We start from the raw sequence: 18,282 nt of genomic DNA on the forward strand, positions 1-18,282 counted from the left end.
CTTATTAAAAGAACATTTTTTGTGGCAATTTTCTGACAAATTTAATATAAATTGATATGCAGTTAGGAAAACTTGTTAATTTTAAAAATATTTCGAGGGAACATTTTTTAAAAAAAGGTGATTTTGTTTTAATTAATGTCTGTGTTTGGAAAGAAATATCAGGTGAGTTTTTAGCCAACGATTCCGCTTTACTTATTAACAATAAGAATAAAAGAAGGCCATTAGTAATACTGGAAGTAAAGGGAGATAGTGCGTATTATATTGCATTATCAACTGATAAAAAAGTAGATAGAAAAATTAACTTAGTTTTTGATTTAAGCAAGTGCAAGATTAATGAAAGATGCGAAGACTTTAAGTTTAAGAAAAAAGCGTATATTTTTACAAAGGAAAAAACTCTTAGAAGAAAAAAGAACACATCTGCTGTAAAAATTAAACTTACAGCTGATTTACACAAAATATTTTACCTCATTGATGATGAGGAAACCCAAAAAAGGGTATTAAGACTCTGTGGTCAAGAAATTAAGACTTGCTATGATGTATTTACCTTTTGTTCAAACTGTGACAAAACATATATGGAAGAGATTAGTATAAGGGTTAATAATGGATAGTATTATAAATTTTTTAAAATATCCTGAACAGAATAATGAGGAAGGGTATAACAAACTTTATGGATTTTTTTGTAAAGTAGCTTCAAAATTTGAGATTCAAGATATTTTGGATGAATATCATACTTTTTTATCTAAAAAAATTTTTAGCAACAACGCCTTAAAGAGGTTTATCGATAAAAATGAAAAAGAGCAAGTGGTTTATGGTTACATTAAAAGAATGATTAATAACTATTTCTATAATGAGTATCGTAACGACTTAGCAACTATACCTATAGATAACCCTATTTCTGAAGATGGCGAGCTTACAATAGGGGATACTATAAAAGATGAATTTTTGGCAGATGAAATTATTTTTGAAGCTTACAGTTTACTAAAGTTAATTGATAATGATTTTTCAGAAAAAAAGAAGAAAATATTGTGTCAGTATTTATATGCAGGTGAGTATATTTTTATTAATGATATGAAGCAAGATGCTTTTTATAAATCGGTCGAAAGGCTCAAAAAAGAGCTGACAGAGATATGTATTTCAAATAAATTTTCAGAAGAGGCTGTTACTTTTTTTATTCAAAATATTTATTTGTCAGAAATATGTGAAAAATATCGTCTAATAGGTAGAGGTCAAAATGAGTAAAAGGTTAGAGGCGCTATACACAAGGTATTTGGAAATAAAAAAAATGACAAAAAGTGATTTTGTTGAAAAGAAAGGTGATTATAAAATGTTTTTAGAAAATTTAGAAAATATTAAAAATGAACCAGATATAGTTCAGCCTGAGTATGAAATAGGCGAGTTGTTCTTGGTGGACGACTTTTTATTCTTGCTCGTAGGCGAAGTAGATGATTTTTATACAGGTTATAAAGTATCTGAGTGGGTAGATTTTGCTACCCATAAAGATTTTATTTTTGAGTATGAAGGGGATAAATACTTCGCAATATTGGAGCATGAATTATATATCCCTAAAGATAAGGTTGTGCATCATGTCGGCACAATTTCGGACAAATATATTGACGTACTTTACGAATACGAAAGCACCGGTGAGCCAATCCCTGACAGTTATACGGGGCTAACCATCCCTTATGACCCCTCATACCCTCAAATCAAATTTAGGCAAGAAGAAATGAAAGAAGTGAGACATTACATAGCTAATCAATTTTTAATCTTTGAGGAAGAATCAAATATATTGGACTTAAAAAGTTTTAAACAAAAATTTGTTGATAAGCTTAAAAAATTAAATTATCCAAAAGCGGCGTCTTCAGCCACATCCACAGCTCAAGGTGAAAATTTTATTTTAAAGTACGATAAAGCAAAAGGTATTTTAACAATATTATTGCCTATTGAAAGTAAAGATACTGGCATTATAAAGGTAATTATTGAAGACGATGAATTTTTATGTAAGGTTGAAGAAGATGTCATCAATTTTGATATTCTCGAAGATTTTATAAATATTGACTATTTAGTGGGTAGAATCAAGATAATCCTTTTAAATGACTAAGCTGGCAAAATATATTACTGATAGTGAAAAATATGATATTTTATTAAGTGCTATCAATGATGGAAATTTCTTGCCTGGCAGCAGTTTAAAAGATTATTATAACATATTTATTGATAGTAATTTTACTGAAAAGGAAGAATTAAAAGCTGCTTTATTTTTTGCAATAAAAAGGTATGAAAAGTTTCAGGATTTTTCTTTACTTTCCTCTTTACTTAACATTAGTGAAGATTCGTTAACTAATCTATTGAAATCAAATTATAAAAAAGCGACATTTCCTATTTCAGATAACAATGAAGCGGAATTAGTAAGCCTTTATTTGATAGAAGTTGAAGATGAAATACCTGTAAGCTTTCCAAATACGGAAGCTTTGAGATTAAATAGCATTCAAAATATAAAGAAAACTTTAAACAAAAACTTTTTTGTATTCTTTGATAAATGTTTTAGTGGCAGGTCATTTGGACTGGCTGTCGCTTCTTGTTTTTATGTCTCTGATGAAATAAGAGAAAGATTTATTTTTACAGGTGAAGTAAGGGCTGATGGCGGAGTATATGATGTTGATGGGTTAGAGTTAAAATTCAAAGTAGCACATCAAAATAATAAATATTTGGTGAGTAGCAGATGTATTACTCATATTTCTGAACTGAAGCATATTAATAGTAACGAGCTTAATGTACCATTTGTACAGCTTTTTGGCAAAAGTAAGAGTGAGCTTGATAAAAACTTTAAAAAATTAAAAGGGTATATTCCTGAGAGTGCTGTTCTACTTAATATTTTTGGGTTTAGTCAAGAGGATTTATCAGTTTTTACCGAAGATTATTTAAATAATGAAATTAATGATTATGCCATATTTTTGAATGAGTTTTATAAGAAGGTAAAAAAACTTTACGATACTAATATAGGTATAAATCTTCATATTACGGGCAGTCTTTCTTCGTTTGCATTTTTAATGGGGCTTGTTTTAGGTGCAAAGAAAAAATTTGCAATTTATCATTATCAGGATGGAGAGATTTACAAAATATATGATTTTATTAATCAAAGTGCTAGAAAACTTAAAGGCAAAAAAAATAACTTTTCACATATTCAGTACAAAACTAAAGTTATTAACGCAAACTCTACTGATTTGTTGGTTTCAATATATTTGGCAAGTCACAGTCCTAAAAATGATGCATCTAAATTTGCTTCTCAAACTTTAAAATGTAATATTGTTGAGATTGAGCTAAAAAATCATCAAGGCAATTTGCCCATAGATAATCAAGAATTGTGGATAGAAATTGTTAGAGAGATTTATAGTGCTTTAGATAATTTTTCCGAAGAGTTAGGCAACAATGTAGAGAGATACCATATTATTCTTAGCACTCCTGTCCCTATTGCTATTGCTTTGGGAATGGCTATAGGTGATTATAAAAAGGTATCAGTTTATAATTTTGATAAGAAAATCATTGGCTATAAAAAAGTTTTTGATTCAGATTTTGCTGAAGGTACTTTTTTAAATAGCTTTTAAAGGGAGGTTGCCCTCCCCGTTAAAATTTAAATCCAGCTTCTATATTAGTTTTATACCCCCCTAATTGAAGAGTTTCTGAAGTATATTCAATTTCTTGATTGTTCGTAAAAATTTTAAAGTTTCCACCAATATAAAAATTATTTGTAATATCAAATAATAAGCCCGCTTGTATGACTACTCCAAGAGCAGTTCCTGTATCGCTATAGACCTCATCCCCATCAAGTGATATTTTTATTTCATTAACATAAGAACCAAAACCCAACCCTACATAAGGAGTAAATCTTTGATAGGTATTTTGTAAAATAACAGATGTTTCAAAAGCTGTAGTATTTATTTCATCTTTGGCATCATATCCATAAACAGAGTAATTATATTCAGTATTATGCCCTGAAATTTCGAATCTTAATCCAAGAAAATCAGAAAACTTTCTTTGGTAATAAATGCCAAAATTAGTACCGGTATCATATTCTGATATATCACCGGCAGGGTTAAAGATTCCTAAATTGGCTCCAATATAGTTTTTTTTCAAATCGGCGCCAGATGCTGCAATAACCATTAGAAAAAGGATTAGTGTAACTAAATTCAGTTTTTTCATATTACCTCCAATTTAAATTTATTAGCTTTGCGCAAAGCATACAACAAAAAACAATAAAATTTTTAATTTCTGACATTTTTTTTAACTTTATTTGAAATTTCAAAAAAACATGATAAAATTTATACGTGCGGGGGTAGTATGGGTATGATAATTAATTATGATTCTTTTAACTTTCTTCTAAAACTTGAAAAAAATATTTTTACAAGTACTTATCCGGCTTTTGTTTTAAGGTCTATCTTAGGTAAAGAATTAAAAAGATTTGCTTGTATTTTGAGGCATAAGAAATGTGAAGAGTGCCCATTAAAGTTTCAGTGTGCATATTCTTATATTTTTGAAACACCGATTAAAAAAGATACAGAATTTTTAGTAGGAAGAGATAAAGCTTCTCATCCTTTTACATTGTATTCAAATATAGATGAAAATCAGCACACTGATAAAATAGATTTTACTATTTCATTATTTGGTAAGGGTATAGAATATTTTCCATACATATTTTTTGGATTTTTAAAAGGTGGAGAAAACGGTATATATAGAGAAAGAACAAAATATACTATCGAAAAAGTTACTTGTAATGACTTTTTAGTAAATGATGGCACTAATGATTCGATTGAATTATCTGAACCTAAAACATTTCAGTTAGATGAAGATAAAACAACTCTTATTGAAAAATCTTACAGTATAAAATTTATTACTCCTGTAAGATTAAAGGTTGGTGGCAACTACACGGCCAATATCTCATACTCAGATATAATTTTTTCTGCATTTAGAAGGTTAGAAGTACTTGGTAATATGTATGGCAAGATTAGTCCAGAGTTAAAAAATATAAATTCATTGTCAGAAAAAGAAGAGAAGAAGTGTCTAAGGTGGAAAGAGTATAACAGATATTCCGCCAGACAAAAATCAGCAATGAAGCTTGGTGGAGCTGTTGGAGTGATAGACGTCAAAGGGAAGTTTACTCCTTTTGAAATATCACTTTTGGAATTTGCGTCTATATTTGGACTTGGCAAAAACACAGGCTTTGGTTTTGGAAAAGTAGAAGTGGAGGAAGTTTGATGGGAAGAAGGGTGCTGATGTCGTTAGTGAGTGCACAGACCGTACCAAATATATTATTTATTAATGAGTTTAAAGAAAAATACGAGTTTAACTATTTTATCTTTGTGACAACAGATAAGATGGAAAAAGAGCGTAGAAGTGATGCTATTATTAATACTTGCGACTTGAATATAAAAGAATGTGAAAAACTTATCGTTAGTGAAGACCATTTTCAAGATATTATCAGTAAATTGCTTAAAATATATAATGAAAGTGATGAGTATTACTTTAATTTGACCGGTGGCACTAAAATAATGTCTTTGGGGTTGTACGAGTTTGCCAAAGAGATAAAACAAACCGATAACCTATTTTATATCCCTAATGGTAAAAATTCTGTTGCAAATATTATATTTGATAATACAGAAGAGATAAAGTATCGTCTAAACATCAAAGAGTATTTTTCTTCTTACAATGTAAACATTAAAAATTTAAATAAGCTGCCGGGGGCATTGGAATGTGCAAAAAAGAGAGAGCAATATACTTATAAGCTTTGGGAATACTTTAATGAAAATATGGACTCTTTTAAGCAGACGTCTGAAGATATAAGGGCTTACTGGAATTCTGAAAAAGTTAATACCAATGAAAAGAAAATAGAAGTGACTGAGCTAATAAACATAGGGAAAGCTTTTTTTGAAAGGCTAAATTTAGATATTAGCGGTGAATCAAAAAAACGCTTAAAGCATTGGATTAAATACTTAACGGGCGGGTGGTTTGAAGAGTTAATTTATTTTGAGACAAAGAAATTTTTATGTCTTGATGATGAATATATCTCATTGGGTATTGAAATTGACAAAGGTGGGGATAATGAGCTGGATGTTGTTTTAACTTATGATAACAGACTTTATTATTTTGAATGTAAAACAGGGCTTGGGGCTAAGGAAAGCGACGTACTAAAAGAAACCTTTTATAAATTATCCCATTTAAAAAGTCAGGAAAGTTTTGGTCTTGGGATGAATAATATCCTAATTTCTTTAGATGACCGAGTCTTATATGATAATAAAACCGGTGAACTGAAAGATAGGTATAAGTTAGCTAAAGATTATTACAGATTAATATTTTATGGTCTGAAAGATTTTAAAGAAAAAGGGATAGATGGCATTTTGAGAGAAATATTTAGAAAGGGGGCATAGATGGCGTTTTATGTAGGTAGGTATAAAAATATTGAGAAAGTAACTTATAATATTGAAGTTGTGACTCCAATGTTTATCGGCGGGGCTGATCCAAAAAGTGCTGAGTTAAGAGTACCGCCAATAAAAGGGATGTTAAGATATTGGTGGAGAGCGATAAATTATAGTAAAGTAATAAATAATGATTTTTCAACACTTTTTAAGGATGAAAGCAAACTTTTTGGAGATAGTGATAAGTTTGGCCGTAGTAAAACAATTATAGAAATTATAAGTGATAAATATGGTATAATCAGTGTTAATCCATTACCTCATAAAAATAGTAATTTTAGGTTCAATGCTGTCTCTCCTAAACACAATTTTATGGTTAAACTATGTGCACCAAAGGTTGTTCATAATTTATTTAAATTTTCATCAATTGTTGGTGGAGTTGGCAAAAGAGCAAGGAGAGGGTTTGGCGCATTTAATATTTTAAACTTACAGGAATATAATGATGATATATCAGTTTTTCTGCTAAACTTGTTAGAATCTATAGTTCCAGGCAGTTACGATATTAGCAACAGAAATATCCTTGCGAAAAACTTCACTAATGCTGAATATCCTTATCTAAAAAAAATTATTTTTGGGAAAAAGGATAAAAATGTTGATAATTTACTCGCTGAGATAGGTAAATCATCCCATAAAAATAATTCAGATGGTACTGGCTATGCGAAAAAAGTTGGCAATAAAACGTATAGATTAGCTTCACCTGTTTATACTAGTATAACAAAGTCTAGTGAAGAATACTGTATAATTGTTTCCAAATTAAATTTGGTTTCTAATATCAGAGTTGAAAATGATAATAGTAAGGAATTTATCAATGACTTGATAGATATAAAGTCTGAAGCCAATAGAACTAACTCAAGGGGGAAATAAATGGCAATAAAACTACCTAAAAACTATTGGAATAATAAATTTTGGGCTTATATGCACGACCCTTTTGATAAGGCTCTTGATGTCAAAACACATATATCAAGGGCTAATCAATTAGTTGAAATATATACAGGTCTTTCTCAGCCAAATGAAGAGTTTTGGAAAAAAGCTGATGCTATTGCGTCAGGTTTTGAGAGGGGGCAGATTACAAGTTATGATAAAAATGAAGAAAAGAGCGGTGCAGTTGATTTTCTGAAAGAGCCGATTATTACTCACCCTACCGGTGAAAGTTCACCTTTAAGAATAAATTTACCTCAGAAAATTGAAGCATCTGCGGTTTGGGAAGATTTGAAAGAGTTCATAAAAAAGGAGATAGGTACAAAAGCTGGTTCTGGTGGGTATTCAGACAATTTTAAAGGGGATGAAGATAAATTTTCTATAGCAAGGTTTTTATACACTCACCTTGTTTTAAGGTTTAGGCTTGCTGAAGAAAATGTTGGTGGGCTTGGAGCTTTATGGCATAGATTGCCTGCCGACACAAGATTTCCTGATCATTCTATATGGCAACATAACGCTCTTGTGTCAGCAATCCAATCTTGTTTTGATATTGGGGGTAAAGATGATTTAGGAATGCTTGTTTTTAGTATTACTCCTGTACAAGGTTTTATAGCAAAAGCAAGAAAATTGAGGGATTATTGGACTGGCTCTATTTTACTTTCATGGTTAGCTTTTGAAGGTATAAAATGGGTAGTAGAAAATCTCGGACCTGACCATATTTTGTATCCTTCCCTTATTGACCAATATCTGGTAAATGAATATCTGGATAAAAATTGGAGTGTTAATAAAAGTTATTTTTTAAATAATCAAGCAACTATTGCATCTTTTCCAAATAAGTTTTTACTTCTCATTCCATTTAGCAAATCAACAGAAATCGCTAACGAAATTCAAAAACATATTTTAAATGAATGGAACAATATTATTAATTTAACTCAAAGTCAAATTGCCAAAGTTTTGAACTTGGATGAGAATAAGAGTGAGTATATAAAAGAGCTTTTTAATAGGCAGACTAAAAATTTTTGGGAATTTCAATGGGCTTCGGTTAGCATGCTAAAAAAGGAAAATGAAGAAGAAATTAAAAATCTTCTAAATGGAAAAAATTACAAAAGTCAATTTGAGTTACTTAATAGTTTTATTAAAATGGTAGAAGGCAAAGGTTTTGATGAGTCTGGAATTGGAACACTATATTCAGTATCTCATGCTCTTTGTCAATCTTCTTTAGCTGCTACAAAGGCTAAAAAACAAATATTACGTCAGGAAGAACCCGGAGAAAAATGTCATCTTTGTGGGGAGTTCGAGGTGTTGCATACTGAAAAATATGATAACAATATGTCTGCTAATGAATATAATGAAAAAATTAAAAAATTTTGGAATGACTTTATATCATCTTGGAATCCAGATTCAGATTTTAAAGAAAATGAAAAGCTTTGCTCGATTTGCACAACAAAAAGAATTGCCTATAGAGTATTAAAAAATGAAAAAAAGCATATTTTAAATTCTACATTTAAGCAGTCTGAAAACTTCCCATCTACCACTTATATGGCACTTTATAACTATTATTTAAGAGAAAATATAGTTGATGAAGACAATAAAATTGAGTGTGCCAATAGAATTCATGAAAAAACAGATGATACAAAAGTAAAGGATAGATACTATGCAATATTAATGATGGATGGGGATAAAATGGGTGATTTGGTAAATGGTATTTCTATGGCTTCTACCTGGCAATCTATAATGCATCCTTCAATTTATAAAAAGCTTAATGGCGGGACTATAGAAGAAAAATATTCTAAAAATTGGCAAAATATTTTTAAAAATTTGCCTAAAAGAAATCTCACTCCTGCTATTCATGCGGCTATTTCAGAGTCATTGGGAGATTTTGCAGTGTATGGTGTTTCAAGTATAATTAAAAATTATGGAGGTAGACTGATATATGCAGGTGGGGATGATGTTTGTGCTGTGATGCCAGTAAGCACTGCGTTAGATGCAGCTGAAGAGATAAGTGAATATTATAAGTCCTATTACAAGCTTATTTATAAAGGAAGCTCTAATGATATAAAAGTAATAGATATTGAAAACAGTTTTGATATTGAAATAGGCAAGCTGTCCATTAATCTTGGTAAGGGTGAGAAAATTTCAATTTCTGCAGGTATTTTAATTTGTCACCATAAGGCGGACTTATCTTTTATGATCAAAGAAGCCCATACACTTTTGGATAAGAAAGCTAAAATTGATGGTGGCAGAGATGCTGTTGCAATTCAATTAAAAAAGAGGAGTGGTGGTGATAGATTTTTTATAAGTAAGTTTAATGATGAAAGATTGCAAGCATTTAAATATTTGTCTGCATGTATGGGAGAAGAGATGTCACGATCTCTAGCTTATAGATTAGCTAGTTTTAAAGATGGTATAGAGGCAATTTTAAATAATAAAGATATTCAAGAAGCAGAAAGATTAGAATATTTAAGAACATTTATAAAATCTCAATTGGCGAAGTCAGGAAAAAGTGGAATCAGCCATGATGATATGTCAGAAAATATAACAAAAGTTGTTTTAGATAACAAAGGATGTTTTACCAATGAAGCATTAATTATTGCTGGCTTTTTAAAACAGTATAAGGAGGTGAAAGGTGAATAGTTGGTACACATTTGAGCCTGTTGATACATTATTTTTTAGAGGATCAGAGCCTATGATTATGGGTGAAAATCACACGTCAAATTTCAATTTTCCACCACCTGCACACACTATTGAAGGGGCAATAAGGACATATTTTTATCATCTGGATAAAAAAGGGTATTCTGAAATAATTAGGTTGGGAGAAAAAAAGGGGTCTTTTAATGTAATAGGTCCTTTTTTCAAAGAGGATGGCAAGATATTTGTTCCTGCACCTTACAGCTGGTTTATAGAAAAGCAAGAAGAAAAAACAGATACTGAAAATGAAAGTAAAGTTACAAAAGTTATAAAATCTTATAAGGTTTCGACTAATCTTATTCAGACATCAAATAATGAAACTTATTGGGTTAAACCATCTGAAAAAGACGTAGAGACATTAGGAGGGAGATGGCTTTTATTGAGCGACTTAATTAGTAATAAAGAAAAAGTTGAAGTAAGAAATAGCTCTGATTTTTTTGTACAGGAGTATAGGACTGGAATTGCTCTTGAAAAAAATAGAAAGGTTAGAGAAGGCCACATATATGCGTTTGTACATGCAAGGTTAAAAGAGAAAGTTTCTATAGTATTTGGTATCGATAAAGATTTGCCGCTGGAACATAGCGTTACAATTACACTTGGTGCTGAACAGAGATTTGGGAAATTAAAAAGAATAGCTAATAATATCAATTTTGAGAATGATGGCTCTATGTACATGAATTTGTCTATTTTTGAGGCTAATGATGAGGCAAACAAACACATAGTGGCAACAGGAAAGCCTTTATACCTTGGCGGATGGGACTTAGCTAAAGGATTTCATAAGCCAATGAGAGGTTTTTTTCCGGCCGGTTCAGTTTTTACCAAAAAGTTAGATAATAATTTTATAAATATTTAAATGGAGGCTATGATGATCAAGAGAGAATTGAGTTCTATTCTTACTTTTTATGCTGTTTCACCTATCCATGCAGGTAGCGGAGCATCAGTGGCTACTGTGGACTTACCTATACAAAGGGAGCGACACACAGGTTATCCACATATTCAGGCTTCAGGGGTAAAAGGTAGCTTGAGGGATCATTTTAGAAAATTTAATGAGACGAATGATGAAAAGTTGATAAATTTTATTTTTGGATCTGACACACAGGATGGATGGAGTAAATATGATGATTCTCAACCTGGTGCGATTTCTGTTTCAGATGCCAAATTATTATTCTTTCCGATGAGGTCAAATGTAGCACCATTTGTGTGGGTTACCTGCCCTACTGTTATGAATAGGCTCAAAAGAGATCTGGAGTATGCGGGTATATCAATGGAAGAAACATTTGAGGTTAAAGATGATGGGGCACAAGTATTGAAAGGTGATTTTAAAGGAGTTGCAAAAATAGTATTGGAGGATGCATTAGTAGTTGTTTCTAAAGAAGAACCCATTGAAGTAGATTTCATAAATAATAATTTTTCTGAAGTAGATAAATTATTACTAATTTCGGATAAGATGTTTGATTATTGTGTTTCTTCCTGCACAGAAATCCAAACAAACATAAAAATTGATTCCAAAACAGGGACAGCCGAAGATGGATCTTTAAGGTATCAAGAATTTTTACCAGCTGACTCTATTTTGTATTCTATAATATATTACAGTGCATCATCTCAAGAACTTCAGGCTGTAAATATAAAAAATTATCTCCAAACAACTATAAATAGTTTTTTACAAATAGGTGGTGATGTTACTCTCGGTAAAGGTGTTTGTAAAATTAAATGGATTGACGGGGGTAAATAATGAGAACTCTTGGACAAAAAAGGGCAGAATATGCTTTAGATAAAATTCTTAAACTGGAATGTGATAGAAAAGAGTTTAAATCTTTTTCAGCTGGCGTGCCTACAATGATTTTACAAAATGGATTTGGTCAGACAATGGCTTTTTTTATAGCTAAAGGAACAGACAAAGACTTAAAAATAAACCAAAAAGACAAACATATTATTCTCTTAAATATAATAAGGGAATGGGTTAAAGATATTATTCCTTCTATAGATGAAAAAACGTTTATAAATAATTTAAACATAGCTACTCAAGAGCAATATCTTGAGGCTCAAAAAGAGGCATTAAAACTATTAGAATGGATTAAAAGATATGCAAATGCAGGTTTCTAAAAAGGGGAAGCTATGATACCTATATATAAAGAAATAAGTGATATTGTAGGAAAAAATTATAATAAAGGTAATTTCGGACTTTGGTTTAATAAGTTTGTTGATATTGATGTTACTAAATTCAAGCCTGATGATAAAAGCGTAAATAAATACAAAACAAAATATGATAATATTAAAGATGAGACTGAATCTTTTTTAGGAAAAAAACATTTACAGCAATATTGGTTTTGCAAAGCATATGAAAAAAAATACGACATATTGACAGTCCATGCTCATTTGTCTTCTCCAATGATTACTGGTATTGGTCAAACTCATCCAGGTGAGATCGGAATGACTTTTGATCATACTATTGGTGTCCCTTATATCCCTGCTTCTTCAGTAAAAGGAATTGTAAGGTTTGCACATATTCTTAATATGATAGAAGATCCAGAAAATGAAAATAGAATATTGAATAAAGAAGAAATTGATGATGAAGAAGATTGGACATTTGTGAAACATCTTTTTGGTAAAGGAGGGGATAAGGGAAATGTTGGTGATGTTATTTTTTTGGATGCCTATCCGGTCAAATCACCTGAGTTAGCCATAGATATTATTAATCCGCATTACCAAAAATATTATGATGAAAAAGGCAAAACTCCCCCGGGAGATTATTTAGAGCCAGTACCAATAAAGTTTTTGACTGTTAAAACCGGTAATCAGTTTATTTTTAGGATACTGATTAAAAGAGATATCAAACTAGAAAATGGAGTTACACTTACAGAATTAGTAAAAAAAGCCTTGGATAGAGTTTTAACTATTGAGGGAGTTGGTGCAAAAACAGCTGTTGGATATGGGAGATTTAATATAATTTCTTATAATGAGTATGAAAAAATAAAGTCTTTAGCTCAAAAAGAAATTGAGAAAACAAAAAGAGCTATAGAAGAAAAACAAATTGAGAAAAAAATGAACTCTATGTCAGAAATAGAAAAAGTAATTTTTAATTTGAAAAGCAGTAAAGATGAAAATTTTTCTATGGAAATATATCAAAATATAGATGCTTATTCAGGTGAAGATAAGAAAAAAATTGCGAACGCACTTAAAGAAAAATGGATAGAACTTAAAAAATGGGATAAAAAAGATATTAGTAAAAAACAGAAAGAAAAAGTTGAAAAAATCAAACAAATTTTAGGAGAAAACTAAAATAATAGTGATATGTTTATGCATCCTAACATACTGATTACCACGCTTGGGCATTCTTGGCAGTTAATTCCTGAACTTTTAGGGTTTACTAACCCTGATGATTTTGGGTTTTATGACGAGCACCCCGATGAAGAAAAGATAAATGCTTTAAGGCGTTTAAGCAGTATAAGGTCAATTAATGAAGTATGGGTTATTTCAACTGATAACAAAGTAGCACTTGATTCTATTAAAAAATCAAGAGATTGGCTAAATAGCCAGTTTCTTGATATTACGTTAAGAGCTTTTATCCTCAAAGGTGTTCCCGATTTGATTAGTGTTGAACATTGTAGGCAAATGAGTAATTTGATTTACTCAGTAGTTTTGGCAGGGAAAAAGTATGCGAGTAATGGGCAGCTAATTTTATCTTTAAGCGGTGGTCGTAAAACCATGAGTGCAGATATGCAAGAAGCTGGAAACATTTTTGGTTTTGATGCCATGATTCATATTATAGATGATGGTAAAATACCCACAGAGTTTAGAAATTCTAATGATATTGATGCTAAATATTGTAAACATTTTATGCCAATTGTTGCTTTTGGTAAAAAAGAAGCCAGTAAGATTGTTTATTTAGAGCCGAATATATTAAATATTAAACAATATGAGATTGATATTGATGATACTCAATTTTTAAAGCCTGATACATGTCTCTATGAAGAAATAGAGGAAAGGCGTAAAAAATCAAGAAATATAGCTTTTAATTTTTATCAAAAAATTTATCAAAGCGAGCCATCATCAAACTTTTATTCTCTTTATTTTTTAGAGCCTGATAAAATTGAGACTTTAAAAGATAAAAAAATAGATAATTTTGACTACAGTTTAATAAAAAAACTACCAAAAGCTGAACTACATTGTCACTTAGGCGGAATAGCTAATGCTGAGGAAATTATTGAAATAGCTCATTCAAATATAGAAAAAATAAATTATTTTCGAAAAACAAATACAGAATATGACAAATGGTTAGATTTGATTAAAGAATACATAGTAAGTGGCGAACTAACACCTCTTGAGGATTTGGTTAAAAATTCTAAACAAAAATTATTTAAATATTTTGACGCTATTCCAGAGCCATATAATCTGGCTGGCTTTCTTATTCAATTTAGAGGTTATGAAGATATTTTAGATAAACTTATATATGGTAAATATTTACAAAGTGAAAAATTTACAAATATTGGAATAGAAGAATATTCAAGTTTGGGAGACTTACAAGGTTCAGGCCTATTGCAAACTAAGGAATCACTGATTACTGCTTGTAATATCTTAAAAAGAAAGGCAATAGAACATAATGTAAAATATCTTGAGCTGCGATGCTCCCCAAATAATTACACTAAATGTGATTTAAGTGTTAGTGATGTAGTAAATACTCTCATTGAAAACTTAAAATCAGAAGATACGATATTTAAACTTATTTTTATTGCAACAAGACATAAAAAAATGAGTGAAATCTATCAAATTATAGAGTTTGTTTTAGAACATATTGATAATAAAAACAATGATTTTGCTGAAATGTTTGTTGGTTTTGATTTAGCCGGTAATGAAGAACTTAGAAAGCCAGTAGAGTTAAGAAATGCTTTTTTACCAATTTTAGAAAAATGTCTAAAAATTACTATACACGCAGGTGAAACTGCAGAAGCTGAAAGTATATGGGAAGCTATTTATCATTTGAGTGCCGATAGAATAGGGCATGGATTAAAATTATTAGAAAAAAAAGATTTGATAGGAAAAATAAAGGAAAGAAAAATATCTATAGAGTTGTGTCCTTCCAGTAATAAACAGATATTAGATTTTACTATAAAAGAATATCCTATAAAAAAATATTTAAACGAAGGGCTTAGAGTCACAATTAATACTGACAATATTGGTATTTCAAGGACTGATTTCACTAATGAATACATAGTTGCCTCTAATTTAATAAATAACAATTTAAACTTTTGGGAAGTTTTACAATTGATTAAAAATTCATTTATATCTGCTTTTTGCAAAGCAGATGTTAGAAAAGATTTAGTTTTGCAAGCTGAAAGAGAAGTGTTGGAGATAATTAATGAAGAATTCTTTAAATGATATACTTGTTTTTAAAAGAAAAGATATAAAGAAAAAGTATTTAAAAGAAAAAACTGTAATTGAAATAACAGAAAAACAACTTATTAAAGATTTTAAACCGGAGTCGATTAATTTTATTGAACGGGATAAATGCGAATATAATGTAGAATATAAACAAATTATCCCCTATGTACTTGTGACTTATCTTAACAAAATGGCGTGTTATCAGAGAAATGGCAGTGAGAATAGATTGCATGGAAAATATTCGGTAGGTATTGGCGGGCATGTAGAGAAACAAGATTATGTTTATCAGGCATTAATACCGACAATACATAATGCAATTTATAGAGAGCTTTCTGAAGAGTTTTTGGACTTTAATTTTTATAAGACAAGTTTAGCTTTTTTAGGAGTTATTAATGAAGAGCTTACAGAGGTAGGTCATACTCACATTGGATTTGTTTATTTATTAAATACAGCAAAACAGTTTGCTCCGGGTAAAGAATTAGATAATCTTGAATGGTTAGACATTGCAGACATTTATGAAAAAGACTTAGAGCTTTGGAGTAAACTCGCACTGGAGCTAATGTAGTGACAAAGCTATTTCTACTATTTAGCCATAAACTAACTGATAAACAAATAACGGATGCAAAAGAGAGTCTGGGTGTAGAGAAATTTGTATATTTGCCTGATGATTTACAAGTTATTTGGAGTCAGGTTTCACCATATAGTGAATTGCCATTAATTGAGCTTAACAGGATTGTAGACTGGCTAAAATTTGAAGCTAATAAAGGAGATTATATTTTAGTGCAGGGTGATTTTGGAGCTACTTTTTATGTCGTGGACTTTTGTTTAAAAAATAACTTAATACCTGTTTATTCCACAAGCAGAAGAATCTCAGTGGAAAAAAACGGCAATAATGGTAAAATAGTAAAAACTAATATTTTTGAACATGTAACCTTTAGAAAATACAGATATTTTGCGTTTTAGTTTGCAGTTTGAAAATTGAATAAGTGTCGAGTGATAAGTAAAACATGTTGCGAAAATTGTTTTATTATGGTTGCAAAATTTCAAGTTGATTTTGGATTTTTGCTGTTTTTAACGGTTATTCTTAAATACCAGTAAGTTATGAGAAAAGTTAGATTAGTAGAACACGAATTTTTTAGTTCTTATTTATCAATAATTTACAAAATAGGGTATCAAAATTTACAAAGTAGAAAAATTGATACCCCCCCTTCTTTAAATTTAACCTTGCAAGTATCTGAAAATATGGTATTAAAAAGGGGTACTATTGGAATCATTGACCTGACTTGAAGGGATTACGACTTTTTCCTTTTCTATTCTTTTTGTAAAATACAGTTTTTATTGGAATCATTGACCTGACTTGAAGGGATTACGACTATGATTTGCAACAAAGGAGTTACGGCAACTCCTTCTAATTGGAATCATTGACCTGACTTGAAGGGATTACGACATTTTATTAATAACGGTTGGCAATTAGTCCGCCAACAATTGGAATCATTGACCTGACTTGAAGGGATTACGACGGATTAGAGGTTTGTCTTTAAGACAAGTCTCTAATAATATTGGAATCATTGACCTGACTTGAAGGGATTACGACATATATTTTTTTGCCATCTGAGTTAAATATCTCTATTAGATTGGAATCATTGACCTGACTTGAAGGGATTACGACGTCCCAGTAGTTTTTCCAAACAGAGGTTGCTCTCAGCATTGGAATCATTGACCTGACTTGAAGGGATTACGACTTGCTATCAGTAAAAAAATCCCATAACTCAATCCTTGAAAATTGGAATCATTGACCTGACTTGAAGGGATTACGACCATAAGAGCCTCCTATAAATTATATTATTTGTACTAAATTGGAATCATTGACCTGACTTGAAGGGATTACGACTTTATAGCCACCAGTAACACCTATTTGCTTTCAATAAATTGGAATCATTGACCTGACTTGAAGGGATTACGACTAGACTACTCAATAATTCCTCAATTGCCTTTTTAGCCTTATTGGAATTTATGACCTGACTTGAAGGGATTACGACCTATTGCGACGTAATCACTTCTCATAAAACACCTCAATATTGGAATTTATGACCTGACTTGAAGGGATTACGACGTTAAAGGGATTCGGAGTATTAAACTCCCTTGACCAACAATTGGAATTTATGACCTGACTTGAAGGGATTACGACACTTTTTTTGACTAACATAATACACTCCTTTTATTATATTGGAATTTATGACCTGACTTGAAGGGATTACGACCTTAAAAGGGCTGTTAAAATAGCCTCAAGCTCGAGCCTTGCATTGGAATTTATGACCTGACTTGAAGGGATTACGACATTAGAGAACGTAATATCTCTTTCTTTGCGGTATTCAATATTGGAATTTATGACCTGACTTGAAGGGATTACGACCTTCAGGCGATAATGTTGCCAATAGTTCCTTTAAATTATTGGAATTTATGACCTGACTTGAAGGGATTACGACCTCTTATCCATCTTCTTAAAGTATGCCTCCATCTGTTTTATTGGAATTTATGACCTGACTTGAAGGGATTACGACCCTACTGGCTTATCAATAAAGAGCCCGTATATGTCGTCATTGGAATTTATGACCTGACTTGAAGGGATTACGACCTTAAATCTGAGTTCATTATACCAACGAGCGGCGTCATTGGAATTTATGACCTGACTTGAAGGGATTACGACTGTTTCCCAAGCCTCTTTATACGATAATGTCTTTTCTTTATTGGAATTTATGACCTGACTTGAAGGGATTACGACTCACAATACGCGAATTCAGCGCTGCTGTAATACCTCACTATTGGAATTTATGAC

16 protein-coding genes and 1 CRISPR repeat array (1 of these 17 only partly in view) are annotated in these 18,282 nt (G+C 30.9%); of the genes, 15 read left to right on the forward strand and 1 reads right to left on the reverse strand.

Features of this window, described 5'->3' with window-relative positions; all coding sequences use genetic code 11:
- Nucleotides 1–56: 56 nt before the first annotated feature.
- Genes LF845_RS09695 through LF845_RS09710 form a run of 4 tightly spaced genes read left to right on the forward strand, consistent with a single transcriptional unit; the run spans nucleotide 57 to nucleotide 3,599 of the window.
- Entirely contained in the window at nucleotides 57–608 is a 552-nt protein-coding gene (locus LF845_RS09695; protein WP_242820817.1) for a hypothetical protein, read from the forward strand.
- Entirely contained in the window at nucleotides 601–1,239 is a 639-nt protein-coding gene (locus LF845_RS09700) for a hypothetical protein (RefSeq protein ID WP_242820818.1), read from the forward strand. Before LF845_RS09695 ends, LF845_RS09700 begins: the two co-directional genes overlap by 8 nt.
- The gene (locus tag LF845_RS09705) at nucleotides 1,232–2,098 is read left to right on the forward strand and encodes a hypothetical protein (protein ID WP_242820819.1); all 867 of its coding nucleotides are present in this window, start codon (nucleotides 1,232–1,234) and stop codon (nucleotides 2,096–2,098) included. Before LF845_RS09700 ends, LF845_RS09705 begins: the two co-directional genes overlap by 8 nt.
- Nucleotides 2,091–3,599, forward strand: coding sequence for an SAVED domain-containing protein (locus tag LF845_RS09710; RefSeq protein WP_242820820.1), 1,509 nt, complete (start codon nucleotides 2,091–2,093; stop codon nucleotides 3,597–3,599). The genes LF845_RS09705 and LF845_RS09710 overlap by 8 nt, the downstream gene beginning before the upstream one ends.
- 19 nt (nucleotides 3,600–3,618) lie before the next feature.
- Here LF845_RS09710 and LF845_RS09715 read toward each other — a convergent pair whose 3' ends face one another.
- Nucleotides 3,619–4,194, reverse strand: a complete 576-nt coding sequence (locus LF845_RS09715; RefSeq protein ID WP_242820821.1) for an outer membrane beta-barrel protein — start codon at nucleotides 4,192–4,194, stop codon at nucleotides 3,619–3,621.
- Between the two features lie 138 nt (nucleotides 4,195–4,332).
- On the opposite strand from LF845_RS09715, the gene cas6 reads away from it, so the two are divergent.
- The 11 genes from cas6 to csx20 are packed head-to-tail and all read left to right on the forward strand — an operon-like array spanning nucleotide 4,333 to nucleotide 16,409.
- Complete coding sequence (cas6, locus tag LF845_RS09720) at nucleotides 4,333–5,247, forward strand: CRISPR system precrRNA processing endoribonuclease RAMP protein Cas6 (protein ID WP_242820822.1); 915 nt, start codon at nucleotides 4,333–4,335, stop codon at nucleotides 5,245–5,247.
- Nucleotides 5,247–6,416: a Card1-like endonuclease domain-containing protein gene (locus LF845_RS09725; protein ID WP_242820823.1), complete on the forward strand. Its 1,170-nt coding sequence runs from the start codon at nucleotides 5,247–5,249 to the stop codon at nucleotides 6,414–6,416. The genes cas6 and LF845_RS09725 overlap by 1 nt, the downstream gene beginning before the upstream one ends.
- The gene (cmr1, locus tag LF845_RS09730; protein ID WP_242820824.1) at nucleotides 6,417–7,325 is read left to right on the forward strand and encodes a type III-B CRISPR module RAMP protein Cmr1; all 909 of its coding nucleotides are present in this window, start codon (nucleotides 6,417–6,419) and stop codon (nucleotides 7,323–7,325) included.
- Nucleotides 7,326–10,013 (forward strand): type III-B CRISPR-associated protein Cas10/Cmr2, encoded by a 2,688-nt coding sequence (gene cas10, locus LF845_RS09735; protein ID WP_242820825.1) that lies wholly within the window; start codon nucleotides 7,326–7,328, stop codon nucleotides 10,011–10,013.
- Nucleotides 10,006–10,920, forward strand: a complete 915-nt coding sequence (locus tag LF845_RS09740; RefSeq protein WP_242820826.1) for a type III-B CRISPR module-associated Cmr3 family protein — start codon at nucleotides 10,006–10,008, stop codon at nucleotides 10,918–10,920. Before cas10 ends, LF845_RS09740 begins: the two co-directional genes overlap by 8 nt.
- Before the next feature lie 12 nt (nucleotides 10,921–10,932).
- The gene (cmr4, locus tag LF845_RS09745) at nucleotides 10,933–11,799 is read left to right on the forward strand and encodes a type III-B CRISPR module RAMP protein Cmr4 (protein ID WP_242820827.1); all 867 of its coding nucleotides are present in this window, start codon (nucleotides 10,933–10,935) and stop codon (nucleotides 11,797–11,799) included.
- Nucleotides 11,799–12,170 carry a type III-B CRISPR module-associated protein Cmr5 gene (gene cmr5 / locus LF845_RS09750; protein WP_242820828.1) on the forward strand — a complete coding sequence of 124 codons (372 nt, stop codon included), beginning with the start codon at nucleotides 11,799–11,801 and terminating at the stop codon, nucleotides 12,168–12,170. The genes cmr4 and cmr5 overlap by 1 nt, the downstream gene beginning before the upstream one ends.
- A gap of 12 nt (nucleotides 12,171–12,182) precedes the next feature.
- The gene (cmr6, locus tag LF845_RS09755; RefSeq protein ID WP_242820829.1) at nucleotides 12,183–13,346 is read left to right on the forward strand and encodes a type III-B CRISPR module RAMP protein Cmr6; all 1,164 of its coding nucleotides are present in this window, start codon (nucleotides 12,183–12,185) and stop codon (nucleotides 13,344–13,346) included.
- Between the two features lie 18 nt (nucleotides 13,347–13,364).
- On the forward strand, nucleotides 13,365–15,443 hold the full coding sequence (locus LF845_RS09760; RefSeq protein ID WP_242820830.1) for a hypothetical protein: 2,079 nt from the start codon (nucleotides 13,365–13,367) through the stop codon (nucleotides 15,441–15,443).
- On the forward strand, nucleotides 15,424–16,011 hold the full coding sequence (locus LF845_RS09765; protein WP_242820831.1) for a hypothetical protein: 588 nt from the start codon (nucleotides 15,424–15,426) through the stop codon (nucleotides 16,009–16,011). Before LF845_RS09760 ends, LF845_RS09765 begins: the two co-directional genes overlap by 20 nt.
- Nucleotides 16,011–16,409, forward strand: coding sequence for a CRISPR-associated protein Csx20 (gene csx20, locus LF845_RS09770; RefSeq protein WP_242820832.1), 399 nt, complete (start codon nucleotides 16,011–16,013; stop codon nucleotides 16,407–16,409). Before LF845_RS09765 ends, csx20 begins: the two co-directional genes overlap by 1 nt.
- A gap of 300 nt (nucleotides 16,410–16,709) precedes the next feature.
- Nucleotides 16,710–18,282: direct repeats of the CRISPR family, unit length 36 nt; unit sequence ATTGGAATCATTGACCTGACTTGAAGGGATTACGAC; it runs 1,660 nt beyond the window's last position.

The sequence above is a fragment of the Deferrivibrio essentukiensis genome, assembly GCF_020480685.1.
Classification (GTDB): Bacteria; Chrysiogenota; Deferribacteres; order Deferribacterales; family Deferrivibrionaceae; genus Deferrivibrio; species Deferrivibrio essentukiensis.

Bases quoted from the DNA above. Each gene is read 5' to 3' on its own strand.
- LF845_RS09695 (WP_242820817.1), top strand. From the start codon at position 57: ATGCAGTTAGGAAAACTTGTTAATTTTAAAAATATTTCGAGGGAACAT.
- LF845_RS09760 (WP_242820830.1), top strand. From the start codon at position 13,365: ATGCATCCTAACATACTGATTACCACGCTTGGGCATTCTTGGCAGTTA.
- cmr1 (WP_242820824.1), top strand. From the start codon at position 6,417: ATGGCGTTTTATGTAGGTAGGTATAAAAATATTGAGAAAGTAACTTAT.
- LF845_RS09725 (WP_242820823.1), top strand. From the start codon at position 5,247: ATGGGAAGAAGGGTGCTGATGTCGTTAGTGAGTGCACAGACCGTACCA.
- LF845_RS09705 (WP_242820819.1), top strand. From the start codon at position 1,232: ATGAGTAAAAGGTTAGAGGCGCTATACACAAGGTATTTGGAAATAAAA.
- LF845_RS09700 (WP_242820818.1), top strand. From the start codon at position 601: ATGGATAGTATTATAAATTTTTTAAAATATCCTGAACAGAATAATGAG.
- cas10 (WP_242820825.1), top strand. From the start codon at position 7,326: ATGGCAATAAAACTACCTAAAAACTATTGGAATAATAAATTTTGGGCT.
- cmr4 (WP_242820827.1), top strand. From the start codon at position 10,933: ATGATCAAGAGAGAATTGAGTTCTATTCTTACTTTTTATGCTGTTTCA.
- LF845_RS09715 (WP_242820821.1), bottom strand. From the start codon at position 4,194: ATGAAAAAACTGAATTTAGTTACACTAATCCTTTTTCTAATGGTTATT.
- cmr6 (WP_242820829.1), top strand. From the start codon at position 12,183: ATGATACCTATATATAAAGAAATAAGTGATATTGTAGGAAAAAATTAT.
- LF845_RS09765 (WP_242820831.1), top strand. From the start codon at position 15,424: ATGAAGAATTCTTTAAATGATATACTTGTTTTTAAAAGAAAAGATATA.
- cas6 (WP_242820822.1), top strand. From the start codon at position 4,333: ATGGGTATGATAATTAATTATGATTCTTTTAACTTTCTTCTAAAACTT.
- cmr5 (WP_242820828.1), top strand. From the start codon at position 11,799: ATGAGAACTCTTGGACAAAAAAGGGCAGAATATGCTTTAGATAAAATT.
- LF845_RS09710 (WP_242820820.1), top strand. From the start codon at position 2,091: ATGACTAAGCTGGCAAAATATATTACTGATAGTGAAAAATATGATATT.